General features: G+C 59.5%; 38 protein-coding genes, 1 tRNA gene and 2 pseudogenes. 18 read left to right on the top strand and 23 right to left on the bottom strand.

Going from position 1 to position 23,810, the window contains the following annotated elements; all coding sequences use genetic code 11:
* Window positions 1–14: 14 nt before the first annotated feature.
* The 8 genes from BHD07_RS28305 to BHD07_RS28340 are packed head-to-tail and all read right to left on the bottom strand — an operon-like array spanning window position 15 to window position 3,915.
* Window positions 15–1,199, bottom strand: coding sequence for a hypothetical protein (locus BHD07_RS28305; RefSeq protein WP_338283964.1), 1,185 nt, complete (start codon window positions 1,197–1,199; stop codon window positions 15–17).
* Window positions 1,186–1,419 carry a hypothetical protein gene (locus BHD07_RS28310; protein ID WP_164828699.1) on the bottom strand — a complete coding sequence of 78 codons (234 nt, stop codon included), beginning with the start codon at window positions 1,417–1,419 and terminating at the stop codon, window positions 1,186–1,188. Before BHD07_RS28310 ends, BHD07_RS28305 begins: the two co-directional genes overlap by 14 nt.
* Before the next feature lie 47 nt (window positions 1,420–1,466).
* Complete coding sequence (locus BHD07_RS28315; RefSeq protein ID WP_338283965.1) at window positions 1,467–1,658, bottom strand: hypothetical protein; 192 nt, start codon at window positions 1,656–1,658, stop codon at window positions 1,467–1,469.
* Window positions 1,655–2,164: a DUF1643 domain-containing protein gene (locus BHD07_RS28320; RefSeq protein WP_338283966.1), complete on the bottom strand. Its 510-nt coding sequence runs from the start codon at window positions 2,162–2,164 to the stop codon at window positions 1,655–1,657. The genes BHD07_RS28315 and BHD07_RS28320 overlap by 4 nt, the downstream gene beginning before the upstream one ends.
* Window positions 2,164–2,613: a hypothetical protein gene (locus BHD07_RS28325; RefSeq protein WP_338283967.1), complete on the bottom strand. Its 450-nt coding sequence runs from the start codon at window positions 2,611–2,613 to the stop codon at window positions 2,164–2,166. Before BHD07_RS28325 ends, BHD07_RS28320 begins: the two co-directional genes overlap by 1 nt.
* Complete coding sequence (locus BHD07_RS28330; protein ID WP_338283968.1) at window positions 2,610–3,239, bottom strand: Lar family restriction alleviation protein; 630 nt, start codon at window positions 3,237–3,239, stop codon at window positions 2,610–2,612. Before BHD07_RS28330 ends, BHD07_RS28325 begins: the two co-directional genes overlap by 4 nt.
* Window positions 3,236–3,499, bottom strand: coding sequence for a hypothetical protein (locus BHD07_RS28335; RefSeq protein WP_338283969.1), 264 nt, complete (start codon window positions 3,497–3,499; stop codon window positions 3,236–3,238). The genes BHD07_RS28330 and BHD07_RS28335 overlap by 4 nt, the downstream gene beginning before the upstream one ends.
* On the bottom strand, window positions 3,496–3,915 hold the full coding sequence (locus BHD07_RS28340; protein WP_338283970.1) for a DUF968 domain-containing protein: 420 nt from the start codon (window positions 3,913–3,915) through the stop codon (window positions 3,496–3,498). Before BHD07_RS28340 ends, BHD07_RS28335 begins: the two co-directional genes overlap by 4 nt.
* 74 nt (window positions 3,916–3,989) lie before the next feature.
* Between BHD07_RS28340 and BHD07_RS28345 the strand changes: the two genes are divergently transcribed.
* On the top strand, window positions 3,990–4,169 hold the full coding sequence (locus BHD07_RS28345; RefSeq protein ID WP_338283971.1) for a hypothetical protein: 180 nt from the start codon (window positions 3,990–3,992) through the stop codon (window positions 4,167–4,169).
* Between the two features lie 211 nt (window positions 4,170–4,380).
* Here BHD07_RS28345 and BHD07_RS28350 read toward each other — a convergent pair whose 3' ends face one another.
* From BHD07_RS28350 to BHD07_RS28395, 10 genes are all read right to left on the bottom strand, one after another.
* Window positions 4,381–4,653, bottom strand: a complete 273-nt coding sequence (locus BHD07_RS28350; protein WP_338283972.1) for a hypothetical protein — start codon at window positions 4,651–4,653, stop codon at window positions 4,381–4,383.
* Window positions 4,650–4,862 carry a hypothetical protein gene (locus BHD07_RS28355; RefSeq protein WP_338283973.1) on the bottom strand — a complete coding sequence of 71 codons (213 nt, stop codon included), beginning with the start codon at window positions 4,860–4,862 and terminating at the stop codon, window positions 4,650–4,652. Before BHD07_RS28355 ends, BHD07_RS28350 begins: the two co-directional genes overlap by 4 nt.
* Window positions 4,859–5,194 carry a hypothetical protein gene (locus tag BHD07_RS28360; protein ID WP_338283974.1) on the bottom strand — a complete coding sequence of 112 codons (336 nt, stop codon included), beginning with the start codon at window positions 5,192–5,194 and terminating at the stop codon, window positions 4,859–4,861. Before BHD07_RS28360 ends, BHD07_RS28355 begins: the two co-directional genes overlap by 4 nt.
* Window positions 5,191–5,712, bottom strand: a complete 522-nt coding sequence (locus tag BHD07_RS28365; protein WP_338283975.1) for a hypothetical protein — start codon at window positions 5,710–5,712, stop codon at window positions 5,191–5,193. The genes BHD07_RS28360 and BHD07_RS28365 overlap by 4 nt, the downstream gene beginning before the upstream one ends.
* 1 nt (window position 5,713) lies before the next feature.
* Window positions 5,714–6,682, bottom strand: coding sequence for a phage recombination protein Bet (bet, locus tag BHD07_RS28370; protein WP_338283976.1), 969 nt, complete (start codon window positions 6,680–6,682; stop codon window positions 5,714–5,716).
* A gap of 2 nt (window positions 6,683–6,684) precedes the next feature.
* The gene (locus BHD07_RS28375; protein ID WP_338283977.1) at window positions 6,685–7,215 is read right to left on the bottom strand and encodes a siphovirus Gp157 family protein; all 531 of its coding nucleotides are present in this window, start codon (window positions 7,213–7,215) and stop codon (window positions 6,685–6,687) included.
* 2 nt (window positions 7,216–7,217) lie between these two features.
* Entirely contained in the window at window positions 7,218–7,454 is a 237-nt protein-coding gene (locus BHD07_RS28380) for a hypothetical protein (protein WP_338283978.1), read from the bottom strand.
* Complete coding sequence (locus BHD07_RS28385; protein WP_338283979.1) at window positions 7,451–7,711, bottom strand: hypothetical protein; 261 nt, start codon at window positions 7,709–7,711, stop codon at window positions 7,451–7,453. The genes BHD07_RS28380 and BHD07_RS28385 overlap by 4 nt, the downstream gene beginning before the upstream one ends.
* Window positions 7,708–7,938: a hypothetical protein gene (locus tag BHD07_RS28390; RefSeq protein ID WP_338283980.1), complete on the bottom strand. Its 231-nt coding sequence runs from the start codon at window positions 7,936–7,938 to the stop codon at window positions 7,708–7,710. Before BHD07_RS28390 ends, BHD07_RS28385 begins: the two co-directional genes overlap by 4 nt.
* A gap of 418 nt (window positions 7,939–8,356) precedes the next feature.
* Window positions 8,357–9,058 carry an XRE family transcriptional regulator gene (locus BHD07_RS28395; protein ID WP_445190506.1) on the bottom strand — a complete coding sequence of 234 codons (702 nt, stop codon included), beginning with the start codon at window positions 9,056–9,058 and terminating at the stop codon, window positions 8,357–8,359.
* A 74-nt stretch (window positions 9,059–9,132) separates the two neighbouring features.
* Between BHD07_RS28395 and BHD07_RS28400 the strand changes: the two genes are divergently transcribed.
* From BHD07_RS28400 to BHD07_RS28415, 4 genes and pseudogenes are all read left to right on the top strand, one after another.
* On the top strand, window positions 9,133–9,351 hold the full coding sequence (locus BHD07_RS28400) for a transcriptional regulator (RefSeq protein WP_003528115.1): 219 nt from the start codon (window positions 9,133–9,135) through the stop codon (window positions 9,349–9,351).
* Window positions 9,348–9,620, top strand: a complete 273-nt coding sequence (locus BHD07_RS28405; protein WP_338283981.1) for a hypothetical protein — start codon at window positions 9,348–9,350, stop codon at window positions 9,618–9,620. Before BHD07_RS28400 ends, BHD07_RS28405 begins: the two co-directional genes overlap by 4 nt.
* A 3-nt stretch (window positions 9,621–9,623) precedes the next feature.
* Window positions 9,624–9,866: pseudogene (locus BHD07_RS28410) on the top strand (DUF2312 domain-containing protein); the annotation flags it as partial.
* Between the two features lie 814 nt (window positions 9,867–10,680).
* Complete coding sequence (locus BHD07_RS28415) at window positions 10,681–10,803, top strand: hypothetical protein (RefSeq protein WP_338283982.1); 123 nt, start codon at window positions 10,681–10,683, stop codon at window positions 10,801–10,803.
* Between the two features lie 25 nt (window positions 10,804–10,828).
* Here BHD07_RS28415 and BHD07_RS28420 read toward each other — a convergent pair whose 3' ends face one another.
* The gene (locus BHD07_RS28420; RefSeq protein ID WP_338283983.1) at window positions 10,829–11,089 is read right to left on the bottom strand and encodes a hypothetical protein; all 261 of its coding nucleotides are present in this window, start codon (window positions 11,087–11,089) and stop codon (window positions 10,829–10,831) included.
* Window positions 11,090–11,140: 51 nt separating this feature from the next.
* Here BHD07_RS28420 and BHD07_RS28425 point away from each other — a divergent pair, with 51 nt between their 5' ends.
* From BHD07_RS28425 to BHD07_RS28435, 3 genes are read left to right on the top strand one after another with little or no spacing between them, the layout of a single operon-like run.
* Window positions 11,141–11,545: a hypothetical protein gene (locus tag BHD07_RS28425; RefSeq protein WP_338283984.1), complete on the top strand. Its 405-nt coding sequence runs from the start codon at window positions 11,141–11,143 to the stop codon at window positions 11,543–11,545.
* Window positions 11,546–11,605: 60 nt separating this feature from the next.
* Window positions 11,606–11,986, top strand: a complete 381-nt coding sequence (locus BHD07_RS28430) for a hypothetical protein (RefSeq protein WP_338283985.1) — start codon at window positions 11,606–11,608, stop codon at window positions 11,984–11,986.
* Window positions 11,986–12,192, top strand: coding sequence for a hypothetical protein (locus BHD07_RS28435; protein WP_338283986.1), 207 nt, complete (start codon window positions 11,986–11,988; stop codon window positions 12,190–12,192). Before BHD07_RS28430 ends, BHD07_RS28435 begins: the two co-directional genes overlap by 1 nt.
* Before the next feature lie 2 nt (window positions 12,193–12,194).
* Here BHD07_RS28435 and BHD07_RS28440 read toward each other — a convergent pair whose 3' ends face one another.
* Together BHD07_RS28440 and BHD07_RS28445 are read right to left on the bottom strand one after the other, a co-directional pair.
* Window positions 12,195–12,851 carry a hypothetical protein gene (locus BHD07_RS28440; RefSeq protein ID WP_338283987.1) on the bottom strand — a complete coding sequence of 219 codons (657 nt, stop codon included), beginning with the start codon at window positions 12,849–12,851 and terminating at the stop codon, window positions 12,195–12,197.
* 95 nt (window positions 12,852–12,946) lie between these two features.
* Window positions 12,947–13,129 carry a hypothetical protein gene (locus tag BHD07_RS28445; protein WP_338283988.1) on the bottom strand — a complete coding sequence of 61 codons (183 nt, stop codon included), beginning with the start codon at window positions 13,127–13,129 and terminating at the stop codon, window positions 12,947–12,949.
* A gap of 68 nt (window positions 13,130–13,197) precedes the next feature.
* On the opposite strand from BHD07_RS28445, the gene BHD07_RS28450 reads away from it, so the two are divergent.
* Window positions 13,198–14,454 (top strand): DNA-methyltransferase, encoded by a 1,257-nt coding sequence (locus BHD07_RS28450; protein WP_338283989.1) that lies wholly within the window; start codon window positions 13,198–13,200, stop codon window positions 14,452–14,454.
* 77 nt (window positions 14,455–14,531) lie between these two features.
* Here BHD07_RS28450 and BHD07_RS28455 read toward each other — a convergent pair whose 3' ends face one another.
* Window positions 14,532–14,834, bottom strand: coding sequence for a DUF982 domain-containing protein (locus BHD07_RS28455; protein ID WP_338283990.1), 303 nt, complete (start codon window positions 14,832–14,834; stop codon window positions 14,532–14,534).
* Between the two features lie 137 nt (window positions 14,835–14,971).
* Here BHD07_RS28455 and BHD07_RS28460 point away from each other — a divergent pair, with 137 nt between their 5' ends.
* Entirely contained in the window at window positions 14,972–15,325 is a 354-nt protein-coding gene (locus BHD07_RS28460) for a RusA family crossover junction endodeoxyribonuclease (protein ID WP_338283991.1), read from the top strand.
* Window positions 15,326–15,713: 388 nt separating this feature from the next.
* A tRNA-Met gene (locus BHD07_RS28465) sits at window positions 15,714–15,788 on the top strand.
* Window positions 15,789–15,800: 12 nt separating this feature from the next.
* On the opposite strand, the gene BHD07_RS28470 is transcribed toward BHD07_RS28465, so the two are convergent.
* Complete coding sequence (locus BHD07_RS28470) at window positions 15,801–16,148, bottom strand: Imm8 family immunity protein (RefSeq protein WP_338283992.1); 348 nt, start codon at window positions 16,146–16,148, stop codon at window positions 15,801–15,803.
* Window positions 16,149–16,291: 143 nt separating this feature from the next.
* Between BHD07_RS28470 and BHD07_RS28475 the strand changes: the two genes are divergently transcribed.
* The 7 genes and pseudogenes from BHD07_RS28475 to BHD07_RS28505 form a co-directional block, all read left to right on the top strand.
* Window positions 16,292–16,459: a hypothetical protein gene (locus tag BHD07_RS28475; protein WP_338283993.1), complete on the top strand. Its 168-nt coding sequence runs from the start codon at window positions 16,292–16,294 to the stop codon at window positions 16,457–16,459.
* Between the two features lie 266 nt (window positions 16,460–16,725).
* Window positions 16,726–19,233 (top strand): hypothetical protein, encoded by a 2,508-nt coding sequence (locus BHD07_RS28480; protein WP_338283994.1) that lies wholly within the window; start codon window positions 16,726–16,728, stop codon window positions 19,231–19,233.
* A gap of 60 nt (window positions 19,234–19,293) precedes the next feature.
* Window positions 19,294–20,604, top strand: coding sequence for an SGNH/GDSL hydrolase family protein (locus tag BHD07_RS28485; RefSeq protein WP_338283995.1), 1,311 nt, complete (start codon window positions 19,294–19,296; stop codon window positions 20,602–20,604).
* Between the two features lie 13 nt (window positions 20,605–20,617).
* Window positions 20,618–21,442: a hypothetical protein gene (locus BHD07_RS28490; protein WP_338283996.1), complete on the top strand. Its 825-nt coding sequence runs from the start codon at window positions 20,618–20,620 to the stop codon at window positions 21,440–21,442.
* 77 nt (window positions 21,443–21,519) lie between these two features.
* Window positions 21,520–22,560: a GSCFA domain-containing protein gene (locus BHD07_RS28495; RefSeq protein ID WP_338283997.1), complete on the top strand. Its 1,041-nt coding sequence runs from the start codon at window positions 21,520–21,522 to the stop codon at window positions 22,558–22,560.
* Entirely contained in the window at window positions 22,557–23,396 is an 840-nt protein-coding gene (locus BHD07_RS28500) for a hypothetical protein (RefSeq protein ID WP_338283998.1), read from the top strand. Before BHD07_RS28495 ends, BHD07_RS28500 begins: the two co-directional genes overlap by 4 nt.
* Window positions 23,397–23,536: 140 nt before the next feature.
* A pseudogene (locus BHD07_RS28505) lies at window positions 23,537–23,810 on the top strand (polysaccharide biosynthesis/export family protein); the annotation flags it as partial.

Here is a 23,810-nt window from a genome sequence, read left to right on the forward strand (position 1 = left end):
AAACGGTTTCCAATTCACGTTCCGTTCTTGTTCCTGAAAGCGGCCGGCTCGATCTCGCTCCAGCGCGACTCCATGAGCTTCATCGCGTCCTTCGCGAGGCTCCTCAGAGCCACCTCTCGGCCGTAGTGCTGCACCATCTGCGCCGACATGTTGCAGATCGCTCCCACCTGGTTCTCCGTGCAGCCAACCTCCAGCAAATTGATCACAGCGTTCTTGCGCAGACCGTGGAAGACGATGCGGTTTTCCCGGAACGGCTTGAACGCGTCCTTCGCCATGAGCTTCTGCCATTCGGTCCGGAAACCGTCGGCGCTCTTGTATGACGTGGCGCGAGCTCCGGCGTGCAGCATCACGCTATCGGACGTAGGCACGCGGTCTATCCATTTCCGGTAGGCGAAGTGGATTGGAATCCAGACCGTGTTTCCCGTCTTCTGCGCCCGCACCGCGATTGTATTCTCGCCGGCCTTCGGCTTCGTCATAGCCAGCACGTCGCCTTGGCGTTGCCCGGTGAAGAATGCCGACATGGCAATCAACTGCATATGGAACGGTGCGTGCTCCAACAGGATCTCAAATGCCCAGTTCGGCCACGGCACCCACGGCTCGCCTCCCGGTATCTTTTCCGTCATCTCCACGACGTTCGTCTTGCAGTAGCCGCGTGAGGCGCCCCACGCCATCAGGCGGGACAGGAATGCTCGAAACTGGTTTGCCTTCGCTGGCGTCTCTCCGAGGGCGTCTATCGCGTCCTGCGCGTCCACCGTCGTCAAGTCGACGGGGAGGTCGTCTCCCCACGTCTCTTTGATAATGTCGCCAGAGGTTCTGTAGCCGCGCTTGGTGGAAGCCGCGAGCTTAGTCCAGAAGGGGTTCGTCTCGCTCTGGAATGCTTCGACGAGCAACTTGAAGTCCTTGATGCCCTGACGGCCCCGGCGGATGAATGCTTCGTGCGCCTTCGTGGCCTCAGGCCAAAACTCTTTGCTCTTGAGATCCGGTAGCCGCTTACCGTCCAGCAGGAAGCCTTTTTCATCGCGGGCCATGGCTTCGCAGATAGACAGGCGTTCGGAGAACTCCTTCTCAAGTGGTTCGGGCAGGGCGATCGACGGCCACGCCTCCTTCGTATTTCGGAACCTCGTGTAGAAGGTGTAGACGGTCTGCGAACCGTTGGCGCGTCGCTTGATGACGCGGTGTACGTGTTTAGGCAGTTCCACTGTTCCGCTTTTCCCTGATCTTCTCACGGAACTTCGCTCCCAATCCTGAGGACATCGTCGATGTGCCGAGGTTCATTGCCCGGTCCAGATCCTCACGATACCAGAACTTCCGTCGCGTGCTGTCAACGATGCGCGGGTTGGGATAGGTCGTTCCGACGCGCTCGAGGAAATCCTCGACGTGCTTCTCCCCGCAGTACCCGGCAGCCATGTCAGCGGACATGCGAGGCGGCCAACTGCCTGGGGGAACAAGGGATTGGCGACGTTCTCTCATCTTTCGCCTCTCTTCGCCGCTTCCTGCTCATTTGCGATTGCCATCCCGACCGCGAGAAGGATTTCGATATGGGTCATCGGACGCGGCGGGCCAGCGATTGCCTCTGCCGCCGTGCGGATGTGCTCCGGGAGGGCGTAGTATTCGCGGGTGGCGGGGCTGGCGGTGGTAAGGTCGGGTGTAACTGTCATGGCGCAAAATACGAGTTGGGTTGGGTGTCGGCAGCGAGGTAAAGCGGATGGCCTGGCTGCCCGTCTGCTGTCACTTTCAGCGCGACTAGATCGAAGAATTCGAGCCGGTCGGCAATCTTGCGACCGCGGTCATGAAGATTTCCGTGGGTTCCCCACGCGCAAACGATCTTACGGGCGCTCTTGGCTATCGCAAGAATGTGCTGATCGTTGTCGGGCCCGATTGGATCAGGGTGATCGTAAAGGGCCTTCGGATCGGTCGAGCGAAGGGCAAAGAGGTTGCCGACGATCAAGCCGCCAAAGCCCCAAGCCCTCGCGAAGCCGATGCACCGGCGAAGCGTCGGATCATCTTGGCTGGCGTCGGCCGTGGACGGATTCAGCATGAGAAAAGCGATCTTTGGCTTGTCGCCGTCCCATTGCCGCTCGAGGCGGTACCGGTAGGCACCGCATTCCGAAAGGATAGCCGAGGATTTCGTCTCGGTTGCGAACATGTCGAGCGTGTCGGCCATCACTCTGCCTCCTTCGGCGCGGCGAGAACCCCTTGCGAGGCAATACGCTCGTGAACGGTCTCGCCGGTCGGCAATAGGATCTGCCCGAGAAATGCGGCATCGAATGATAAAATGCCGGTTTCGACGGCCGTCAACTGGCCCTTGATCCAATCGCGGAGGATCGACCAGACGGCGATCTGGCCCTTATCGAGAGCGCGGCGCTCGTGCTCGACTTTCGTCATCCGCATGCGATTAGAATATGGGTTCTCTTTGAGCCACGCGGCTGCATAGCCTTTGGCGCTGGCGGAAACCTGCACCGCCCGGCCGCGATACTCGAACTGGATGATGACCTTGCCCTCGGCGAAGTCTTCCATCGGGGCGAACTTCGAGCAGCCGAATGCCTGGATCGTCTTGCGGATATCGTCCATAGCCGATCGGCCGGAGGTGGTGTTGGAGTAGGGAAGGCTCATTTCGCCTCCTTCGAGGAAAGGGCGGCGCGGAGTTCCGATACCGCATCGGATAAGGGGTCGCCTTCCCGGTCTGCCGGCATGATGTCCCTGAATTCCTCCTCGGCGGCTAGAACTTTGTCGATCGCTTCCCGCATCCGCACCAACTCGCCGTCTGGCGGGGAGGCGAATAGAGACGTGACCTGTCCGCCAACATCGGCAGCAATAGCCCGAAGGTTCTGCTCGTTGCGACTGATATAGTCGCATCCGTGCTTATCGACGGTGTGCCAAGCAAATGGCTTCGACGCGTCTCGTCTCTCTGGTGAGGCTGTAAGGAAACGACGGGCGCGGCGCTCAAGGTCTCTCGTCTCGTTGTCCAAATCCTCTGGCGCGCAATCTGCGATCTCAGGGCATGACAGGAAGCCTCGGATGATCTCTGCGGCCTCATCCTCCACGCGGCTCCCTTCACCTATAGCGGGAACACGCCGGTTCCATGCGGCAATAGCATCGGGCAGAGTAGCACCGGCCATTGTGACGCAACCGTTCTCGCTGCACATTATGAGAGCCGCGAGGCTTGCCGAACGGATCTCTTTCGTGGCGTGCGGTGGGCGTCCGCAAAAGGGACATGGCTTCAATTCATTCTCGCTCATTGCTGCATTCCCTTCCGCTGGCGGAGAACTGACGGATTCAGGATGTCGCCACCGATCGAGCGATAGGTGAGGCATCCATTTTCGGCGTTGAATGTGCCGTCGAGAAAGAGCTCGGCGCCTTCACTCATGAAGCGGTCGATGTGCTCGGGGTTCGCGGCGAGGACAGAAACGATCTGTCCGGCGAGGTCCATGGCCGGCTCACTCGCTTGCCAGCCAACGGCATTCGCAACCTGGGCAATCTTCTCTACCAATTCCCTCATACCTCTTCCCTCGACCTGAGCGCGCCGGCATCGGCCAGCGTCTGATTAATGATTGCGGTGGCGAACGGCGCCGCATCCGCGCCCATATCGGTCCACAGACCGTGGATCGTCAGCGCCAGAACGTGCGGATTAATTCGGGCGGCGCGCCAGAAGCGCTCCTCGTTCATGTCGTGCTGGCGGCGATGCTCGTCCGGGTGAAGCGGCAGAACCCAACGGTCGGAGACCTTGCTACCCTTTCCGCGGCCGTAGTGGCCATACCGAGGCGCCGTGCAAGACAGGTGCGCAGCCTCGACTCCGTACCGGCCGGAGACGCAGCACGGCAGCTCGTGGATGAACGCCAGATAATCCTTGTTCTTCGTCGGCTTCCGCTTTGGTGTCGGATCCGGGCGAATGGAGTTGGCGATGCGATACGCCATCACATAGTCTCCCGATTGTGCGGAACCTTGCCGAGCGTAGCTAGTTGAGCCGGCGGCACGAAAGGATTTCGATGATGAGCAATCCCAAAGACGACCAGCGAGCCGACAAGCCGATGCCAATCCGAAAGGGAGTGCCTCCGGAAATGGAGCTCGAACCGGTGCGATTGCCAGACGAGCCGCCGGAAACCGGCACGGCGGCCGGCAAGACGCGTGGTGATAAGCCCGAGAGAGAGAAAACCGACGATGAGACCTGACGTCTGAGAAGTTCGGCGGTCGGTCATGCTGCACCTACCGTTTCGAATGATCGAACCTCATCGGCGCTCGGAACCGTGATGCCCTTCGTTTCCCCGCAGGCCGGGCACGCGGCCCTCTTCGCGAGCTCAGCCGCCTTACTCAATTGCATCGGCAGCTTGGCGACGAGGAAAACCTGCGAGCACGAGGGGCACTGTCCATAGAGGGCGTCGCTCATGCCTCACCGCCTTTCGCATTGGCGATCATGCGTTCAAGCGGCGACAGGTGATCCTCGACGGCCTTCGGCTTGAGAGGCGGTAGACCGTACTTCTCGAGATATTTGCGCGAGTGCTTCGCCCAAACCTTCTTGCCCCAGCTCGTCGACGCGAACTCCCATGGGCGAGCGGCGCGCAAGGCCTTCTTGCGTGCTGCCAGGTCGGCATCGGCCGGAAGGTTGCGATGAACCTCGCCGATGGCGTGAGAGGCGGTTTTCTGCCAGTCGATCATGCCGCACCGCCTTCCGCCTGGTCGGCAGACTGCTTCGAAACGACCGTAACCCCATAGACGGCCATGCCTATCGCAGCGATGATAGAGGTGCCGCTTTTCATAAGCTCACCGACAACGCGATTGCCGATACCGGAGAAGTCTCCGTTCATTTTGTGGAGCATGTCGAACAGTTTATTCTGGTCGACTTCGAAGGTAACGCGCATCTTCATGCCGCCAGCTCCTTCGCGCTGTCGACGAAGTGCTCTCGGTAAGTCCGGTCCAGAACGGCTTGGAACTGCGCGACAACATCGTCAGCACGTTCAGCGCCGACAAAGTACGCGGCGAAGCTCGCATGCATCTGCATCATGTAGGCGGCAATGCCGATGAGCATGTGATCGACGTTCGCGCCAGGCCGCTGCATTTCCGAGTTGACGAACTTGACCAACGCGTCGTGAACCGTGGAGACGGACATCCGAGCGATAAGGCTGGTGATAGGGTCGTCGCAGGTCAGCGCGTCCACTTCGGTCATGCTGCCGGGCAAAAGTCGGGCGTTGTCGGTCATGCTGCGGCTCCTGCGTTTCGTTGCGTGGTGCCGCGCTCGACGCCGATCAGATCGTCGAGGAAGTCGAGAACGGCCGTCTTGCTTTCCTGAAATTCCTGCTTGCCCATGGCCTTCATGGACTGGCTTTTCGCCACGTATCGCGTGACGGTCGCCTCCTTCACGTCGACGACGGAGAAGGCGTCTATCGGGCGGATGAAGGCGGCGAGGCGCATTGCCTCGGCCTTCGTGCTGCAGACGATCGTGTGAGCGTCGCAGTAGCCGGTTCGGATCAGCGCGTAGGCGCGCAGGTGCTCGGCGGATTCGGCGAACGGCAGTCCGGAATACTGTTCCGGCAGATTGCGCCAGGCATCGTTCACGGCGGCGAAAAAATGCCGGTGCGAATTCATGCTCCGGTCGTTGTGCTCGGCGAGCGTATAGAACTCGCCGACCACGAAACGCTTGTCGCATTCGCGGGCCCAATGCCGGTTTGCCGGCTGAAAGGACTCGCCGTTCCACTGCAATAGGACCGGGCCGCTCATGTCAGCCCGCCATCATAGGGTGATTGCGGAGCTCGGCATCGGAAGGGCTCATCGCCGCACGGCCCGGCTTGCGAGCGATAGCGGCCTCGATCTCCTTCTTGAGCGCGAGCGCGTCGCCCGGCTGTAGAGCCCAGAAGCGCTTCAACGGCTCGCGGTTCGCGTCCCGCCACTTGGCGACGGTCTCCGGCGCGGACTCGTTGATGAAGCGCATGACCTCGTCGGCGAACTTGCCGACTGGAACGTTTTCGAGGGCCCAGTTGTCGCCCCAGGTGACAGTGATGGAGTTGTCTGCGCCGATCACTCGCATGCGGTGATCCTCGCGTTCCTTCTCGACGACTTCGGAGGCGGTGAGGTCGAGAATCTTGGCGCGGTCCATTTCGGCTTCGTCGTAAAGTCCGGTAAACTGTTCCGGCCAGCCAGCGCGCAGCGCCTGCATTTCGGCGCACTTCGCGATCATGAGGCGCGGCATGCGCACCCAGTTGCCGCTGTCGTCGAGCGTCTGCTTGCCTGTCTTGAAACTCTTGCCGTTGTCGTTCTTGGCCCACTCGTCTTTGATAGGCGCGAATTCTTCCCAGAACGCCTGGCCAGCAACCTCGTACCATTCGCCAGACTTTGGATCCTGCTTCCACAGATAGACGGTCGCAGACACGATGCCGTGCGGGTTCAGAGGACTCTTCAGAGACGGGTCGAATTCATAGGTCGGAGGTTTGCTCGCGGGCCGGTAATCGCCGCAGCGCTGCGCGATGACGCGCTGGCCGTCGCGGCTGATGATGATGGTCATGTTGCGCTTCTCGGCGTTGTTCTTCGAGAAGACCATCGGGATGATCTGTTTCAGGAACGGGTCGAGGCGCTTGGCCTTCGCCACCTCCATATAGAGGTTGAACTCTTCATCGTTGCAGTCTTTGGCAATGGTCTGCTTGACCAGAGCAATCTGCTTGGACGTCAGGTCGAACGTGGTGATAGCGTTCATGGTCACTTCCTCCGGACCGTGAGGGAAAAACTGCCGTTGTCGAGCGTCGCGCCGGGAATGGTCGCTTTCGCTTCGCGCAGGTCGGCGGTGAGAGCTTTCTTGTCGAGCTTCGGGGCCGGGGCAGGCGGCGCAATCCAGTACTTGGTCGGGATGTCGGCCTCTTCGATTACGATCAGTGCGGGCGCTCGTTTCGTGAGAACGATCGTTGCCGTTGTCGTCTTCATCGACGTCTGTTCTGTCGCGAGCATCGCCTGTTCGATCAAAGCGCGGATGCGCTCTGCTCGTTTCTCGATCGCCTTGCGGCGCGCCTCGAACTCGGTTTCCTTCGCTTTGAGGCCCGTCACGAGAACGTCGCACTCGTCGAGTTCAGCGATTGCCTCTTCGATGGCCTCCATGAGGTTCGTTTCGCCCTCGATGGTGTCGGCGACCAATTCGGCGTCCTCATCGGCGCCTTGGTTGCGAAGATCGACGAGGAGAGCCTTCGCGGCCTCGGTCTGTCGGCGCATGGTGTGTTCGATTGCTGGTGCTGTCATGTTCAGACGCTCCTGGCTTTGACGATTTGACGGTGGACCTGCTCCGTCTTCCAGAAGCCGACGGCGGAGACGGCGAGCACGGCGGCGAGGAGAATGAGAAAGGTCGCGGTTGCGGTGGTGGCGCGGTTCAGGCTGGCGACCGCGTCCAGATCGATGCTGCGCGCCGGCGGGAGAGTGCAGCGACCGCACTCGCAATGGCGCTGCGCGGGATCGCAGGCGTAGGAGACAGGGTGCGTCACGCGACCCTCCGGGCGGCAATCGCGGCTTGCTCGCGGGAATACTCGCAGACCTGCAGGTATCCGCTGATCATCTCGGCGAGGGCGCCCAGCTTCTCGGCGGAGAGCTTGATGACGAACACGTCGAAGTCATTGTTGAACCGCTTCCAAGCCGTGTCGCCGCTCGGGCCGAGCGTGATGATGCCGGCCTTCTCAAGCTCCCACCTGCTGGTGTTCGAGAGGAAGAAGGCGAAGTCGCGGAGCTGCGTTGCGGTGATCATGCCGCGCTCCTCTCGATCGAGACGGTTTCGGAGAGGACGAAGTCGGGGAAGGACGACCAGCGCTCGAAACGCTCGACGGTCGTGCCGGGGAAGGAGCGGGCCTCTTCGTAGGCCTCGTCTTCGCAACGGAACTGCAGAGCGTCGTCGACTTCGTAGGAGAAGAAGCCTTCGACCGTCAGGACGCGGCCTACCTCGTCTTCAATCCTGTATCGGGTAACCATCGCCATTGCTTCGTCCTCTCGTCAGCGCCTGCTGTAAATGGATATAAGCACAGCTAGAAAATGGATCCAAGCAAAACTTTAAAGCAAAACTAGAAAATGCCTCTCGACTCTTCGGCAAAAAGAATCAATTGTGAGAACAAGACGTGAACAAAGGAGAAAGGAATGAGGCTGCCTACGAGCGAGCCACTCTTGGGGGACGTGGCGTCCGTATCTGTCGAATGTTCAGATTGTGGTAGGGCGCGCTGGTGGCAAGTCGGCCAGCTAATGCGCTTTCCCGGCATTTTCACCGGGACGCCGCTGACGAAACTGTCGGCGCGGCTTACTTGCTCCGCCTGTCAGGAAGACGGGCTGCCGGGAAGGAGCATTTCCGTCCAAGCCCTATTCGTGAGTGAGAGCGCGCGCGTTCGCGCGGAAGCACATATCCTCAATAGCCGAGAAGTTCTGCCAGAGGTATCACGCGCCATAGCGCCTTCACGGCGTACCGGTTGAACGTCAGCTCCTTCGGCGGGTTGTACTGGCTGACGATGATCTCGGATGCAGTCCGCCGAACGAAGTACTTGATGTAGGATTTCCCGACTTCGCCTTCATTCTCGGGGAAAAGCTCAATCACGATGTGGTCGCCAGGAACTGGCTCTCGGCCGCCGACGTATATGAGCTCGCCGGGGAAATAGCGCGGCACCATGCTGTCGCTGATCGTATGAAGTGCGAAAGCCTTCACCACGCCGGCCAGCCCGGGCGGCCGCCGAACGAAACCCTGGCGCTCACCGTTGAACCTGAAATCGCCATCGTCGCCACCGGCTGTGGTTCCGAGGACTTCAATATCTAACGGTCCCGAAGGTGGCGGGGCGGGGTCGGTCACGCGCTCGGCATCCGCGAGAGGCTCGTCTGTTAGGCTGACGACTTCGCCGCGACTAAGGGCGCCTTGATCGACTCGAAGGAAATCGGACAGCGCGATCAAGTTCTCGGTCGACGGCAGGTTCTTGCCGCTCTCGTAGTTTCCGATCGCTGCAACGTGCACGCCGAGGTGCTCGGCAAGTTGCCGCATAACCAGGCCGCGCTGCTTTCGCGCCCGCTTGATTGCTGCACCCACGATCTTGGCTTTTTCCTTCGTATCCATAGCCAGCATGTGAGTTATGGAACCCTATGTCGTCTATAAAAGTTTTGCTTGAATGATTTTTCTAGTTGTGCTTATAATCCGGCATGAGCACAGAACCCCTTCCACTCACACTGGTTTTCAAGCAGGCAGGCAGCGCCAGCGAACTGGCGCGTCGGCTTAAGATCACGCCTTCTGCCGTGTTGCAGTGGGACAAGGTCCCTCCGACGCGCGTTTTGGAAGTTGAAAGGATCACCGGCGTTTCGCGGCATTTGCTGCGGCCCGACATCTTCGGCGCGCGCCCGATCGAAGGGGTATCGGCATGAACGTCGACGCCCAGATCATCCCCGAAAACATCATGCGCGCTGCGCAGAAGGCATTCGACGACGCCATGGTGCTGACCAATCAGGCCGACGGCGACAAGGTGATTGTGCTGGCGATCCTTGCCGAGCGTGAGCGCATCGTCGCCCGTCTTCTTGAAGACCTCACCCCATGCGGTGAAGACGCGATGGTCACCCGCTCCAACGCTTTCCTGATCAAAGCAGATTTCAGCTACGAAGAGGCCAAACGCCTCTCCGACAAGGAAGAGGCATAATACATGTCTGACGCACACGGCGTAGCCCGAGACCAACTCCGCGCTTTCATCGAGCGCATCGAACGCCTTGAAGAGGAAAAGAAGACCATCGCCGACGACATCAAGGATGTCTATGGCGAGGCAAAATCGATGGGCTTCGATGCCAAGATCCTGCGCAAGGTGATTTCGATCCGCAAGCAGGATGCCGACGAGCGCGCCGAGCAAGAGGCGATCCTCGATACCTACCTGCATGCGCTCGGCATGATCCAGATCGACATGTTCGAAGAGCCGGAGACCGAGACCAGCGCGAAACTCGTCGCCACCGTCGCGAGCGGCATGCAGACCCAGGCGGGCAGGGCGGCATTGCTCACCGCAGTCGACATCATGATCGAGCGCGAAGAGCGTTTCGACCCGACGACCGGCGAAATCCTCGACGAGAATGAAGGTTCGGCCGGCACGGCTCCTGCCGTTGAAACCTTGCTGGCAGCGCGCGAGGCCGAAGAAAGCGCTGTTTCCAATTCTGAGATCGCAACGAGCGCAGGAGGCGAAAGTGAAGAAGTAGCCCAAATCGCCGTCGCAAGCGCGTCTGGCCCGGACGAAAAACGGGCATCCCATTTGCCTGAACAGGCACCTGAATTCCTGACGAAAGCCGAGGAGGCAGCGGAAGCCAAAGGCGCCGTGACCGTTGATACGGTGAGTAGGGACGAAGAGGACCGTGACCATCAGCACGCCTCAGAGTCCGGACCGACTGATGGGCGTCGGCAGGGCGGCGTAGAGCCATCGGCTGCGGCTGTGGCCCCTGCACCTTCTTTCATCGCCAAGCCGAGATCCGTCCTTCGGCCGCACTGCCTGGACCCTGGCGAGAACTGCGGAGGCTACGGCGACAAGCATTGTCATTCCTGCCTCAAGGCTCTGCGCGAAAGCCAGAAGGTGGAGGAAGTCGCATGAGCGAGTACCTCCGGACATCCCGATCAGAAGACGCGGCAGCTCAAAGAACCATTGAAGGCAGGGTGGATTTCCATCGCGCCCAGGTGAGCCGCGCCGCTTCATCCAATCCAAATTCCGATCAGAAGAGGGCTGCATGACCTGGTCCATCATCATTGCATCCGCTGGCGCCGTTCTCTGGATGGCAGCACTGACCCTGGTCGTCCCCGGCTTTGTTGAACGTGAGTTTCGCCGGAACGGCTACCGCGCAAAGGATTGAGCGCTTTCACCTCCTCCCGAGGCGCTCAACGCTGGTCCCGGTCATCCTCCTCCCGGCCGGGACCAGCCACTCTCAACCGGATCCGCTTGTTCGCCAGTCTCATGACCACGGCTTGAACAGCGTCTCCGAGAGGGATTGCCGGTGACGACGAGGGTTCGTCACCGGCGGCAGAGCCGAGTTGCGGCGGGGCTCTGCGGAAAGGAACGATTTTTTCGACCGCCGAGTGAGCGCCGACCGTTGGCGCGGTCAGGCTCTTCTCGGGATGGTCGGTAAGGTTTCTGCCCATGTGCAGTCTCTCCTAAGCAAAGAGACCTTGCCACATGCGGGAACCGAAAAAATGGAAAAGAAATCCAGAATTCTGGACGAGGCAAATCAAGGGAAATGCAAGCAGATGTCTGACGTTGCTACTGCAAATTACCTCGTTAGATCGATCGGCGGCGGAGGCCGCGTCAGCGACATCTTATACGAGGCTGCGGGGAAACTCCAAAAGCTGTTCCCGCATCAAGGCGAGCCTAAGAAACAGTGGACCGAGCGCCGCCTCAAGGCGTGGTGGAACAATGAGACCGATGTCGTCCGCCACTGGCAGATGATGGAACTCTATGCGGCTGCGGAAGCTGCGAAGAACGAACGGGAGCTGCTGCGTGCGGCACGGAGAGACCATGCAGAATTCATCGAAAAAACCTCCCGTATTCGTGCGCTGGCTGAGCTTGCGGAAGCGAATGCGTCTGGCGGCGAAGCTTAGAGCGTGGGGATCGTCCCTCGCTGAGTGGGTCTGTCCCGAACTGAAGGACGAGGATCAGTGATGCAGCAACTTTCCATGCTCGACCTGATGATGCCCACGCCGGCGGCCACTGTCGATGAGCCGCTATGGCTGCAAACCCATCTCGATAAGAGCGGCTGGAGCTATGGAAAAATTGGCATCATGGCCAATGGTGACGGTACTTGGTCCATCAATACCGGAGACAGCGTCGGCGGGTATTGCGGACACGGCGGGCCGTTCTGGGGCGAGCACGAGAGCTTCAAGGCTGCACTGACCGCTGCCGTCAAAATGATGCACCGCCGCTGGGCCGACATCTCGGTCCGCATGAACGACAGCTGTTGTCAGGAAAGCCATCGTCGCGTTGCGCGGAAGGGGCTGGAGTGGTTGAGCAGCATCGAGGCTGAATACGGGGTGGCGCACTGATGACCGACCCGTCCGAAATGATCGCATGGCTCGACCGCCGTATAGCCAGTGTCCAGACATGGCTTGACGACCATGGCCGCCATTCCAAGAAGCCTCGCCCTGAAATGGAGATCGAGATCAAGGAATACGACATGGCGCGGCTCGAAGAGATCCGCGGAGCGTACCTGAAGGCTTTGGCGCATCGGCAGAAGAGGGGTGCGGCATGACGTTATCTCCACAGCAAGCGTGTATCAGCCTTCAAAAGCTTAACGCGGTGCGAATCGCCAAGTATTTGGATTGTCGCCGTGATCTTGTGAATGTCTTTCCAGTTCTTCCGGAAAGAGAGGTCCTCTCCATCGATTTTGAAGGCGGCGAGACGGATCTCAGCGTGAGGCGGGGACGCCGAGCGATTTTCCCAGCCTTTAATAACAAAGGGCTTTACGCCAAGGTCAATAAGATCGCTCGGATGAACTTTTCCGTCGATTGTGAGCCTATTGGGCATGATGATGGTGTCTTCGCTTTCGACGTCGAGAAAACGGACAACAATCGCTCGCCTGTTCCAATTTACGATCCTCACCACCAGTTCAGAACTGTCGTTAAGATGCTCGATCGCGTCCATCGTGGGAGAGGCGTCCCCGACTGTGAATGCAGTTTGGGTTTGTTGTACTCTCAGTTGAAGGAGAAGAGGGACAGCCGCAACAGCCGCAATGCTCGCGCCTATCCATCCGCTGGTTGCTTCGAGCCAATCGCGGACGTTGCAGTTTGCTCCGCACCAATCCCAGCCTTGCCAAGCCAGAAATTCTGGCAGGAAGCGCATCACAAAGACAAACGCAATAATCGTCAGTGCGGAAATAATGGTAACGCAATAGTTCTTGTCGCTCAGCATGCAGCCGCTCCCTCATCCCGCGCGTGTCTATCGTCGCAAACTGGTGCGAACTTTACGAGAGCGGCTGCATGGGCGCGGGGAGGGCAGGCATGACCTCAGTTGCTCATTCTCTGCGGGACCTCCTCGCCGGGCACCGGATTGATGTCGGGTGCCTGGTCCGGGCCTACGTCGGGCTCTGGCTCTTCGATCGGTGGCTCCGGCAGATCTGGCGGCACATCCGGCGGCATGTCTGGCGGGAATTCAGGGTCGTTGGGCCTCGGAATAGGGGTCGTAGGCATTCAGGCCTCCTCTTTGATGGCGCAACCGACACTGGCCCGTGTTTGTTCCGCGAGCCGGGAGGTGAGGCGTGACCCACGAAACCCGCTCCATCCTTGACGGCCGTTGCACCATTCATGTCGGCGACTGCATGGAGGCCATGCGCCGGATGCCTTCCGGATCGGTCGACTGCGTTGTCACGAGCCCGCCCTATTGGGGACTGCGCGACTACGGCGTCGACGGCCAGATCGGCCTTGAGCCGACGCTCGGGCAGCACCTTGCTGTCATGGTCGAAGTGTTCGCCGAGGTCTGGCGAATCCTGAAACCGCAAGGAACGCTCTGGCTCAACTATGGCGACTGCTATGCAGCGGCTCCGAACGGTAAGAGCGCGGAAGCTTACAAAGCCGACGGTTCGGACGACCGCACTTTTCGCGACAAGCCATTCTCGACCGTAGGACCGATCTACCAGGCCGACCGTCACGGCGACAGAGGAGTGCGCGGCAACTTTCATCGCCGAGCTGCCGGCGTCAGCTCACCTGGTGCCATTGTAGCCGGCGGATATCTCAAGCCCAAAGACCTTTGCATGATTCCGAACCGATTGGCGATCGCACTGCAGGAGGCGGGCTGGTGGGTTCGTTCTGAAATCATCTGGCACAAGCCGAACCCCATGCCGGAGAGCGTCTACGATCGTCCGACGACGGCGCACGAGAAGGTTTTCCTCCTCACCAAGGGTGAAGACTATTTCTATGACCACGAGGCAATCCGAGAGCCCGTCAGCGGGACTGCGCATGCTCGCAAGCCTGGCGCCAACAGTCGGCAGAATGTCGATCGAGTGCCGGTGTCTCGCAAGGTGAAGGTGCCCGGCGGCTGGGATGTCGAGAAGGGTGCCCACGGAACGATCAACCGCCAAGGCCGAACTGAAGCAACGTACAAGACAGCTGCCGAGAACGACCCGTTCCGCAAGTCGAAGCGATCGTTTGCCGAAGGGACTTCGGATCTAGTCGAAACGAAGAATGCTCGGAATGTCTGGACGATTGCGCCTAAGGCGTTCCGGGATGCCCATTTCGCGACATTCCCGCCGGCGCTAGCCGAGCGCTGCATCAAAGCAGGTACGCCAAAGACCGTGTGCGGCTGCTGCGGCGCTCCCTCTGGCTGCGGGCCGATCTGTGAGGTTTTCGGGCGTGATCCGGGAACAGTCTTCGATCCTTTTGGCGGCGCCGGAACTGTCGGCCTGGTGGCAGAGCAGCTCGGGCTTCGTAGCATCCTCGTCGAACTCAATCCCGAATACGCGGAGATCGCCGTCCGGCGCATCGAGGGCGCTCAAAAGCCGAAGGACGAAGCAGCATGATCAAGCTCCACCCCCCATACTCGCCGGGCTTGGAACAGAGAGGCCGCGATCGCAGCCTCTCCTCCTCGAATAATGAGCTACGCAGAGACGCGTCCGCTGCCGGAGTTCGCTTTGATCATCCAGGGAAGAACTGCAGGTGCTTTGACGAGGATGCCCTTTTTCTTTCCGAAGGAGCGGATGGCATCCCGCGCAACCTGAATGGGCTTATGGCCGTCGTGGGCCATGTAGCAAGTCTTCAGGGTGGCGTCGTGCACGATGTCGCGGTCGCGCTCCGGCCACTCCTCAAGAAACTCGATAGCATCGTACAGGCTCGTAATCTCTCTGATCAGGTCCTTTTTCTCCTTCAGGTAAACCGGTCGAGCAAACATCTTCGAGTTCATTTCAGCCTCACTGAATGCGGTGGTGTTCAACAAGGAAGGCGCTGCGGACCAGCGCCCGCTGTTGATTTGTTGCCTTTGGCTTGCGGATTCAAGGGGTTGCGCGTTGGACCTTTGTCACTCCTGACCGGGGGCGCGGCATGATCAAGCTTCACCTGCCATATCCGCCGAGCGGCTGGGATCTCTACGACGGCTGGGGCAAGACGCGTCGCCTGTCCTCCACGTATAAGAAGTGGAGGAACGATGCCGGCTACTTCATCAAGGCCCCGAAGCAGGCGATCGACCAGCCTTTCGCGCTGCACGTCGCCCTGCGCCGTCAGAACATGCGGCAGGACATCGACAATCGCTCAAAGGCAATCCTCGACTGCCTGCAGCACTACGGCGTCATCAAGAACGACAACCTCTGCGAACGCTTGACCATGTGCTGGGACAGCGATCTTCCGGCCGAGTGCGTCGTCATTATCCAGGTATGCGAAGAGGCGTTGGCCGCGTGAGCATTTCTGCCGCCATCCGCCGTATGTTGGAGGCCGGTCTCACGATCGAGCAAGCCCTTGTGGCTGCCGAGGCTTTCGAAGCTGAGGCTGAAACGGTTCCGACCATCGATCGTGCTGCCGAGAAGCGGCGGCAGTGGGATCGCGAACGGAAGCGGAAACAGCGGAATTCCGCTTTGTCCGGTGGAAATCCGGTGGACACAGGTGGAAATCAGGTGGACGCGGAGACCCTTTCCGCCCCGGAGGTTTCCCCCCACACCCCCCTTCCTAACCCCTCCAATCCTATAGACGTCAACTCTCTGAACTTCATACTACCAGCTTATCCGCAAGGGGATGGTTTGCGAAGATCCAGCGCCAGCGCGTGAACATCTTTTCAGCAGAGGGTTGAGAACGCAGGCAGGGCAACTGGTAAGCCGCGTGGCTCATAACCACGAGAGACCGGGTTCGATTCCCGGGCCTGCAACCAAATTGGCACGTATCAAGTGCGATGGGCGAACTCCCACCGCCCTGCGCCATTCAACTTGAGTGCAAGTGCATCCCACGACTGGGCCTCCGTGTTCTCGCACAGTTCTCGAAGGAAATTGTCGAGTGCAACGAGATCAAACGAAGGCATGATCAGCACGCCTTGTGGAGAGCAGACAGAAGTGGCGAATTTCTTCATGAGCCGACGCGGCGAACACACTTCCGACGTGAATGCGTCCGCGCCGTCTCCACACCCTGCATAAAAATCTATGCTGAACTCGAAATCTTCCGGGTCTTCCGGGCGCCAGCCTTCACGTTGCTTGTCGTGATCCAGGATGCGGTATCCACAATAGTGGGCCTTCATGTCGTGCACTCGGTTCGTGGATGAAAGATGAACAAGCCATATCGCGTGGTCAACGCCGTCTCAAGCTGGCCATGGTGCCCCCGGGTAACATCCTGCCCCGGCGCCGTAACAGGTAGCGGGGCTTTCGCTTTGAGGAGATGATGATGTCCGAATACCTCGTCGAGCACTTCGACACCGGCCCAGGTCGCCTCAAGAGCATGCAAGCCTTCATCAACGAGAAGGCGGCAGAGGGATATGCCCTCGTGCAGGCGGTCCCGCGCAACGCTTACCATTGGGTGCTGTTCTTCAAGCGCGAGCTCGAGAAGGCTTAGCGGTCGCGAGGCCGTCGCTTAGCTCGACGCCCGGCGCTTTGCGAATAGCTGCAATCCGGCGATCGGCGCATGTGCTTGAAACGAGGGCCTGTGTGATCGCTATAGGGCAGTACATACTTGCCGCATTCCGGGCACAGGTAGACCGATTTGCGCAAGAACAGGGCATCCTCGATCGAGCAGTCCTCTAGCTCGCCCAATAGGTTTCGGCGTTTAGCGACGATGAGCATGGTCATTTTGGTGCAAATCCTTGCTCTGCCATGCAGGCCTTGAACGAGCTGTTCGCAGCAATCGCTCCGGCGATCCAGAGCCTGCCGGCAACGACCTGTGTCTCAGCGGCTCGGCCGTTGCAGATTGCTTTCGCGCGCTCAAACCGCGATTCATATGAATTGGTCGAAACCTCGCGCCACTCACTTGAGGAAGAGCTGTTGCAGCCTGCCAATACGATTGCGAGCGCAATTATCAATCCCTTCTGCATTGATCCCCCTAACCGCGCACAGATCGTTCTGTCGGAGGCGGTTGACCGATACGGAATCAAGTCCGTCCTCGGCTTCCGCGATGCGTTCGACCTCATCACCAAGTCGATCCGTGACAGTATCGAGGCGGCAAAGAAGGCGAGGGCGGAATGGATCTCTGCCATCGCCGGCGGCACCAATGTGCAGGACATTATCTCTGGATCGTTCTTCACCGAAAACGGCAGGACGATGCGCACCGCGGACTTCATGCCGCGCAACCCGGGTGTTCCGACCAGCCGACCGAACATCGAGTTGAGCGGAGACGGTCAGGCGTCGCTCGCTATGATCGCTCACAACGCCGACGCACAGGACCAGCAGACGGCTTTCCCGTACGGAGCGCCGTCTCCGTCGGTGGAGATCGACGGCGCCTACTGCTGGGACTTTCGCGATCCCGCGCAGGATCCGGAGGATCCGAGCACTTGGACTTGGACCCGCAACAGCGCGAACATCTGCGCCTGGCATCTCTGCTTTAACGAGTTCGGATTCGGCCTCGATTATAAGAAGGCGCTCCTCCCGGTCATCGACCTCTGGAAAGAGGAAGCGGACATCTGCGACGAGGACGTTCCTCTCGCCGGCGGGGGCACTGAAAAGCGGTATCAGTGCAATGGCTGGGATACGACCGAGAACGGACCGAAGTCGGGGCTGAACGCAATCCTCGCAACATGCGACGGTCACCTCGTCGCCCGCGGGGACGGTGCTCGAATCCTCACCGTCGGCAAGTTCCGTGATAGCCGGACTGCGACGCTGACCGATGCCGACATTGTCGGCCATAACGTGCAATACGGCGTGCTCTTCGAGGACGAGTGCAACCGCCTCGTCCCCAAATTCACCTATCCGGCGACGAACTACACGAGCTGCGACACCGACTTCTTCGAAGATACGGACGCTCAGATCGCCGCGGGCCGCGTCCTCACCATGGAGGGCAGCTACGAGTGGTGTCACCAGTGGCGGCAGGCTAGACGCCTCGGCAAGCGTGATTGGCTCCGACAGCGCCAGGAGGTCAAGGGCAGCCTTGATGTCCGGCTTTCCGGAATCAACGCCGTCTATGCTCGGTGGGTCCGGCTGGAGACGCCCAAGAGGCTGCCCAAGCTGGACGGAAAACTGATTGAGAACCGCCGATCCATTGTGGCCCTCACGAAGGGCGGATTCACGATGGACTTCATCGAGCATCCCGAGGGGATCGACGACTGGAACCCGGCGACGGACGAGGGGCAGCAGCCGCCGGTTCCGCTGGCCGTGAATGCTTCCGATATACCAACGCCGGTCATCAATCTCATTCAAGCCAAGGCAAACGGCGGCAGCGTCTATATCCGCGTCGTGATCATTGATCCGGAGGACGGGAGCCTGACGCCGGTTGTCCGCTACAGGGTTGCCGACGCGGACGGCCTCGGTACACCGGGCGCATGGGTGGAGCAGCAAAATCCGAATGCAGAGCCGTCTGGGGGGTACATCGACCTGTCTACCGGGAATGTTCCTACTGACGAAGTTCTTGACGTTCAGGCTGCCTTTATTGCGTCCAATAGGCGTTACTCGAACTGGTCTGTCACGGAAACCGTCACATCAACATCTGATCCAACGCCTCCTGCCGCGCTTACATCTTTCACGCTCACTGGGTCGGCACCACGCCTTGGTAATGCAGGGTTCGCCTTCTCGACTGGCAACGACGCGCATGTTCGGACAGTCAACATATATCGCGTGCCTTCAGGCTCAGCTTTCGACGCAGACACTGCGACCCTGGCTGGCACGCGCGCCGTCGGCCCATCCGCTAGTTACGCGTTTACGGATGGTGACACCACACGGACGAACATGCTTACCAACAGCGGGTTCGACACCGACAGCGATTGGGCAAAGGGAACAGGCTGGACGATCAGTGGCGGCAAAGCGAACAAGGCTGCTGGTACGCAATCCGGCCTTACGCAGGCTCCGAGCTTTGTCGCTGGCACCGTGTATCGCCTCGCTTCAACTGTATCGGGCTATGCGGCAGGAACGTCGCGTCTCCGGTTTACGGGCACCACGACCGTCAATGGAGCGGGCAGGACCGCAAATGGCAGCTACATTGAGAAGATGACGGCTGCTGTCGGGAATAACACGTTCGTCGTGCTTGGCGATGCTTCCTTCGCAGGCTCATACGACGATGTCATCATGTTTGCAGAGACGGGCTCCTGCGCGCCTCAAGGCGTCTGGGATTACTACGCTTTGCCGCTCAATGGCTCTGGCATCGAAGGCCCTGCTTCCGGGCCGCTGAACGTCACGATCATCTGATTAGTCATAAAACCTTCGCGCCGGCGAACCTACCGGCGCGCCTCAGCATGGGGATATTAAATGGCAAATGAAATCCGGGACGCCTTCAACACCGTGTACGCGGACGGCCCGACAAGCGATCCAGCCGATCCTGATAAACACGAAGTTCGAGAGATTGTCGGCGGTACGATCCAGGATCAAGTCGATCAGGCGAAAGCTCTCGCACAGAGCGCTGCAGAAGGCTATGTGATCGGAAGTACCTGGGCCACGCTCGCGACGATCAACGGCACGAGGGAGGGCCAGCCGGGGCGCGTTCCCACGTCCGACAGCGGAACCCACACTGACCCCGTTGTTGGGGGAACAGTTCCCAACAGCGGCGAATATACGTGGAGCACGTCGCCGGCTGGTTGGCGTCGCCTGGGTGATGTTATCGACCCGAGTGTCCTTGCACCGAAGAATTCGCCAACCTTCACCGGCACTCCAACGGGCCCGACGCCTTCGACGACTGACCGGTCGACCAGGCTGGCCACCACGGACAACGTGAAGGCCAATATCGAGACCATCACAGTGGATGTACCGCTCTTCGCCCAGCGTGTTCACACTGTTCGGGGGGCAGACGGCGTCGATCTTTCGGCTACGCTGGATGACGGGCGCGTTGTCGGCTACCGCCGTAGTGGCGGTAGCCTCGTTTGCTTCGGTGACTCGATCACGGAGTTTTCTGACTATCCTGATCGGATCGCCAGCCGGATCGGCTTCAAAAACGCGATCAACGTCGGGTTCGCCGGTGAAAGGATGGGGGAACATCCCGACACGAACCACGACAAATTTTCCATGTACCAGTTGGCCGAGTCTATCCGAACGGGAAATTTCTCGGCTCAGACGGCAGCTGCGGCTGCGCTGGCCGATCCCGAGCATTCAGCGACGTTGGCGCGGCTGATGGCTGTCAATTGGAGTGAAGTCGCCACCGTTACAATTTTTTACGGCACCAACGATTTCGGCGGCAATCTGCCGATTGGCACATCAGCCGATACGACGGGGTCTACTTTCCGAGGCGCCATCAAACTATCGATCGAGCGGCTGCTGACAGCATACCCGCATCTGGAACTCGTCCTAGTCACGCCGATGTGGCGCCAGCGCCAGTCAGACGGCGACAACAAGGATGCCACGAACTTCCCGAATACCCTTGGCGAATACCTTGTCGAGTATGTCGACGCAGAGATTGACCAGGCGGCTCTCTATCAAATCCCGGCGCTCGACCTTTACCGGAACTGCGGCATCAACCTTCAGACTTACGCGACCTACCTCGACGACGGGCTGCACGCTCGCACCGAGCCGGGCAACGAGCTCCTGGCCAAGCGCATCTCTGCCTTTCTCGAAACGATCTCTCACTGAGGAATATGGAACAATGGGAACGAAGATTTATCTTTCGACTGCAAAGTCACGCATCCCCGGCGCTATCTCGTCGGCGCCAACGGCGGCAGAGCTAGCCTTTTTCAATCGGGCCGAAACGCGGGCATGGTGGGACGCAAAGCCGACCTTCGGCCAGCATGTGAATGACAGAGGATATTGGACCGATCGCAAGAATGCTTTTGACCTCGTGCCGTTCGGTTCATTGCGGCCAGAATATCTGGAGACCGGTGGCCCTGACAGTCAGCCAGTTGTCCAAGGGCGTAACAGCGGCGCGACTGCGGATGCTCTGCTGACACCGTCAGGGAATGCGGTAATCGTCACCGGCGACCTCTGCATCTGGGCCGTTGCCAAAGCTGGCTCGAACTCTGCTGCGCCTTTGTTCTCGCTCGCCGGCAACAATGGCGGCGGGGTGACCGTGCACCTCCGACCAATAGACCTCGTTTTAGCGCGCACGGAAGCGGACAATCTTGTCTATCAGACGCGCGTTACGCAGGCCTTGGAGGATTCGGTCTTCCATCTGGTACAGTTCAACTACAAGCATGGCTCGCCGGGAGAGATGAGCATCTGGGCAGACGGCGCGTTGCTTAGCGGCGGAGACCCCGCCAGCGGCAAATATGCCTACACGCACGGTTTCCCGAGCGCGCGTATCGCATGGTTCGGCGAATACGATGTTAACGATGGGATGAGCGTCAACCCGGCTCGGAACCTGCCGATCGCGATGTGTGGCGTGGCGACTACGCACGCCCCGGACAACAACGCATGGCAGGCCGCGCTGAAAGCGATGGTCCTAGAAAGATACCCGTCCCTCGTGATCGCGTAGAAGTTCCGAAGCTATCCCATAACCCGCTTGAAAATTGTGCCCCGGCGCACTATTCCAGATTGAAACGAGGGCAGGGTATGCAGGCGAAAAATCCATATAGAGGGCTGCCAGGGCGGGCGTTCTGGAAGACTGGTGTGCAGCAACAGCAGCCGGAGACGGTTCAAGATCTCTATGCACGCAAGTTCGAGATTTCCCCGACCGATTGCGTTGCAACTGCAGGCTCGTGTTTTGCTCAGCACATTGCGAAGCGAATGCGCGAGAGTGGCTACTCGGTTCTTGATGTGGAACCTGCGCCGCGCGGGATGTCCGAGCGCCACAAGATGGCCTTCGGATACGGCATCTACTCAGCCAGGTACGGAAACATCTACACTGCTCGACAACTGCTGCAGCTTGTCGAGGAGTGCCGTGGCAGGTTTGCGCCAGCGAACATCGCGTGGGAAAAGGGCGGACGCTGGTACGACGCACTCCGCCCGAACGTGGAACCGATGGGGCATGCTTCGCAGGAAGAAGTCATAGCTCACCGCGAGTACCACCTCCGACACGTGCGCGGCATGCTGAAACGCACCGACGTTTTTGTCTTCACCTTTGGTCTGACCGAAGGCTGGGTTCACACCGAAAGTGGGACTGTTTATCCCACAGCACCAGGTGTTCTGGCCGGTGACTTCGACCCAGATATCTACAGCTTCAAGAATTTCACCTACGAGGAAATATTCGGGGACTTCATCCGGGTGAGAAAGATCCTTCAGAAGATAAATCCGAACATCCGGTTTATCATCACCGTGTCTCCGGTCCCGTTGGCAGCAACGGCATCGGGGGACCATGTTCTTTCCTCCACAGTGTATTCCAAGTCAGTCTTGCGGGCGGCGGCCGGCGCGCTGTCGAGCCGGTTCCCTGACGTTGATTACTTCCCCTCTTACGAGATCATCGCCTCGTCGTTTTCGGGCGGAAAATACTACGAAGAGGATCAGCGCAACGTTCGGTCCGAAGGCGTCGATACTGTCATGAGGGTGTTTTTCGCCCAACATCCTCCTGTGGTTACCGAGAAGAGTGAGAAGGTCGCTGCGAATGATGACGTCGTATGCGAAGAAGCGCTGCTGGAGGCGTTCGGAACACGATGAGCTCTCAAGCCCGCCTTTGCATTCTTGGAAATTCTCATCTCGCCGCATTTCGCGACGCTTGGACTGAGCACAGCGAAAAATTTCCCGATCTGGTGCCCACCTGGTTCGGGGCCTCTCGCGACCAGTTAGGAAACATGGTCGCGAGAAAAGGACTTCTCCGCCCTAAGACACAAAGGCTGGCGGAGTCTCTCAAATGGACTTCAGGGGGCCTCGAGTTCATCGACCCGCGCAACTACGACGCTTTTGTCATCGTTGGTCTTGGGCCGAGCTTTACGGGAGCGTCGCGGATTTACCGAGCGTTCCGCACGTCAGCGCAATCTCAAGACCCCAGACCTCGCTACCTGATTTCTCAAGCGGCCTATCATGCCGCCCTCGACGGGCAAGTGCTTAGTTCCGTAGCCTTCGGTCTGGCAGGACTGCTTCGCAGCCTTACCGATGCGCCAATATTTGTGATCGCCGATCCTTTGCCAGCGGAGAATGCGCTGGAAAGCCGGGAGCGCGCTTTGTGGAGTCAATTGCTTGCCACAGGCGATGGCGCGAGACTCCTATCCCAATTCCTGCGTTTGACTACCACTCGTGTGCAGGAACTGCCGGCCACGTTTATCGAGCAGCCGGCGCAAACTCGTTCGCAGGAGATGTTCAGCCGCGACGATTTCAGGCGAGGCGCCGCACGCATGAGAGAAGACGGCGATATTGCCTTTACCGATGAGGATTACGGTCACCTTGGCCCTCAGTATGGGTTGATTCTGCTTCGTGAACTGGCCAATCGAATCCGCCCTGCTGGTGCGGTCGTCGAGATGGGCGAGCCTTTGTCGGATTCTGTCCTTGCCGAGTAGGCAAGATACGACAGCTAATTACTCAAGCGGAAATAGTGAGGGGGCGGGGCGTCACTCCAGGGGCTGATAGTTTGCTGCCCGTTAACGGAAATTTTGCTGCTTCGGGCTCAGGGCTGATTGCGAGAACACGGAGTGTCGTAGTGAAACGAGTGACTGCCCTTCTGCTTTGTACCGCGCTTGCGGGATGCCAGGCTGTGCCGGGCGAGGGCCCTATGACAACCGATATCGTTTCGGATGCCGGCCAGTCCGGCTCGGAGATCGGCAGAAGGAACGCGACGGTATTTGACATTGTAGATGTCGATGGCCAGTCGGCGCGGCTCGTTTCCGAATATGTTTCCACAACCCTCAGCCGCCGCTTCGGCATTGGCGGCGGCGTCGGTCAGGTGGTCATCGGCATTGGCGACCAGTTGAAGG

This window comes from Sinorhizobium sp. KGO-5, assembly GCF_036245905.1.
Lineage (GTDB): Bacteria > Pseudomonadota > Alphaproteobacteria > Rhizobiales > Rhizobiaceae > Sinorhizobium > Sinorhizobium meliloti_A.

Excerpts from the sequence above, each read along its gene's own strand:
- BHD07_RS28420 (WP_338283983.1), bottom strand. The coding sequence starts at position 11,089 with ATGGGCAGAAACCTTACCGACCATCCCGAGAAGAGCCTGACCGCGCCA.
- BHD07_RS28435 (WP_338283986.1), top strand. The coding sequence starts at position 11,986 with ATGACCGACCCGTCCGAAATGATCGCATGGCTCGACCGCCGTATAGCC.
- BHD07_RS28325 (WP_338283967.1), bottom strand. The coding sequence starts at position 2,613 with ATGAGCCTTCCCTACTCCAACACCACCTCCGGCCGATCGGCTATGGAC.
- BHD07_RS28455 (WP_338283990.1), bottom strand. The coding sequence starts at position 14,834 with ATGAACTCGAAGATGTTTGCTCGACCGGTTTACCTGAAGGAGAAAAAG.
- BHD07_RS28330 (WP_338283968.1), bottom strand. The coding sequence starts at position 3,239 with ATGAGCGAGAATGAATTGAAGCCATGTCCCTTTTGCGGACGCCCACCG.
- BHD07_RS28460 (WP_338283991.1), top strand. The coding sequence starts at position 14,972 with ATGATCAAGCTTCACCTGCCATATCCGCCGAGCGGCTGGGATCTCTAC.
- BHD07_RS28335 (WP_338283969.1), bottom strand. The coding sequence starts at position 3,499 with ATGAGGGAATTGGTAGAGAAGATTGCCCAGGTTGCGAATGCCGTTGGC.
- BHD07_RS28385 (WP_338283979.1), bottom strand. The coding sequence starts at position 7,711 with ATGATCACCGCAACGCAGCTCCGCGACTTCGCCTTCTTCCTCTCGAAC.
- BHD07_RS28355 (WP_338283973.1), bottom strand. The coding sequence starts at position 4,862 with ATGAAGATGCGCGTTACCTTCGAAGTCGACCAGAATAAACTGTTCGAC.
- BHD07_RS28415 (WP_338283982.1), top strand. The coding sequence starts at position 10,681 with ATGACCTGGTCCATCATCATTGCATCCGCTGGCGCCGTTCTCTGGATG.
- BHD07_RS28475 (WP_338283993.1), top strand. The coding sequence starts at position 16,292 with ATGTCCGAATACCTCGTCGAGCACTTCGACACCGGCCCAGGTCGCCTC.
- BHD07_RS28395 (WP_445190506.1), bottom strand. The coding sequence starts at position 9,058 with ATGCTGGCTATGGATACGAAGGAAAAAGCCAAGATCGTGGGTGCAGCA.
- BHD07_RS28495 (WP_338283997.1), top strand. The coding sequence starts at position 21,520 with ATGCAGGCGAAAAATCCATATAGAGGGCTGCCAGGGCGGGCGTTCTGG.
- BHD07_RS28320 (WP_338283966.1), bottom strand. The coding sequence starts at position 2,164 with ATGGCCGACACGCTCGACATGTTCGCAACCGAGACGAAATCCTCGGCT.
- BHD07_RS28345 (WP_338283971.1), top strand. The coding sequence starts at position 3,990 with ATGAGCAATCCCAAAGACGACCAGCGAGCCGACAAGCCGATGCCAATC.
- BHD07_RS28470 (WP_338283992.1), bottom strand. The coding sequence starts at position 16,148 with ATGAAGGCCCACTATTGTGGATACCGCATCCTGGATCACGACAAGCAA.
- BHD07_RS28390 (WP_338283980.1), bottom strand. The coding sequence starts at position 7,938 with ATGGCGATGGTTACCCGATACAGGATTGAAGACGAGGTAGGCCGCGTC.
- BHD07_RS28310 (WP_164828699.1), bottom strand. The coding sequence starts at position 1,419 with ATGTCCGCTGACATGGCTGCCGGGTACTGCGGGGAGAAGCACGTCGAG.
- BHD07_RS28315 (WP_338283965.1), bottom strand. The coding sequence starts at position 1,658 with ATGACAGTTACACCCGACCTTACCACCGCCAGCCCCGCCACCCGCGAA.
- BHD07_RS28405 (WP_338283981.1), top strand. The coding sequence starts at position 9,348 with ATGAACGTCGACGCCCAGATCATCCCCGAAAACATCATGCGCGCTGCG.
- BHD07_RS28430 (WP_338283985.1), top strand. The coding sequence starts at position 11,606 with ATGCAGCAACTTTCCATGCTCGACCTGATGATGCCCACGCCGGCGGCC.
- BHD07_RS28400 (WP_003528115.1), top strand. The coding sequence starts at position 9,133 with ATGAGCACAGAACCCCTTCCACTCACACTGGTTTTCAAGCAGGCAGGC.
- BHD07_RS28365 (WP_338283975.1), bottom strand. The coding sequence starts at position 5,712 with ATGAGCGGCCCGGTCCTATTGCAGTGGAACGGCGAGTCCTTTCAGCCG.
- BHD07_RS28445 (WP_338283988.1), bottom strand. The coding sequence starts at position 13,129 with ATGCCTACGACCCCTATTCCGAGGCCCAACGACCCTGAATTCCCGCCA.
- BHD07_RS28350 (WP_338283972.1), bottom strand. The coding sequence starts at position 4,653 with ATGATCGACTGGCAGAAAACCGCCTCTCACGCCATCGGCGAGGTTCAT.
- BHD07_RS28340 (WP_338283970.1), bottom strand. The coding sequence starts at position 3,915 with ATGGCGTATCGCATCGCCAACTCCATTCGCCCGGATCCGACACCAAAG.
- BHD07_RS28490 (WP_338283996.1), top strand. The coding sequence starts at position 20,618 with ATGGGAACGAAGATTTATCTTTCGACTGCAAAGTCACGCATCCCCGGC.
- BHD07_RS28485 (WP_338283995.1), top strand. The coding sequence starts at position 19,294 with ATGGCAAATGAAATCCGGGACGCCTTCAACACCGTGTACGCGGACGGC.
- BHD07_RS28375 (WP_338283977.1), bottom strand. The coding sequence starts at position 7,215 with ATGACAGCACCAGCAATCGAACACACCATGCGCCGACAGACCGAGGCC.
- BHD07_RS28440 (WP_338283987.1), bottom strand. The coding sequence starts at position 12,851 with ATGCTGAGCGACAAGAACTATTGCGTTACCATTATTTCCGCACTGACG.
- BHD07_RS28500 (WP_338283998.1), top strand. The coding sequence starts at position 22,557 with ATGAGCTCTCAAGCCCGCCTTTGCATTCTTGGAAATTCTCATCTCGCC.
- BHD07_RS28360 (WP_338283974.1), bottom strand. The coding sequence starts at position 5,194 with ATGACCGACAACGCCCGACTTTTGCCCGGCAGCATGACCGAAGTGGAC.
- bet (WP_338283976.1), bottom strand. The coding sequence starts at position 6,682 with ATGAACGCTATCACCACGTTCGACCTGACGTCCAAGCAGATTGCTCTG.
- BHD07_RS28425 (WP_338283984.1), top strand. The coding sequence starts at position 11,141 with ATGGAAAAGAAATCCAGAATTCTGGACGAGGCAAATCAAGGGAAATGC.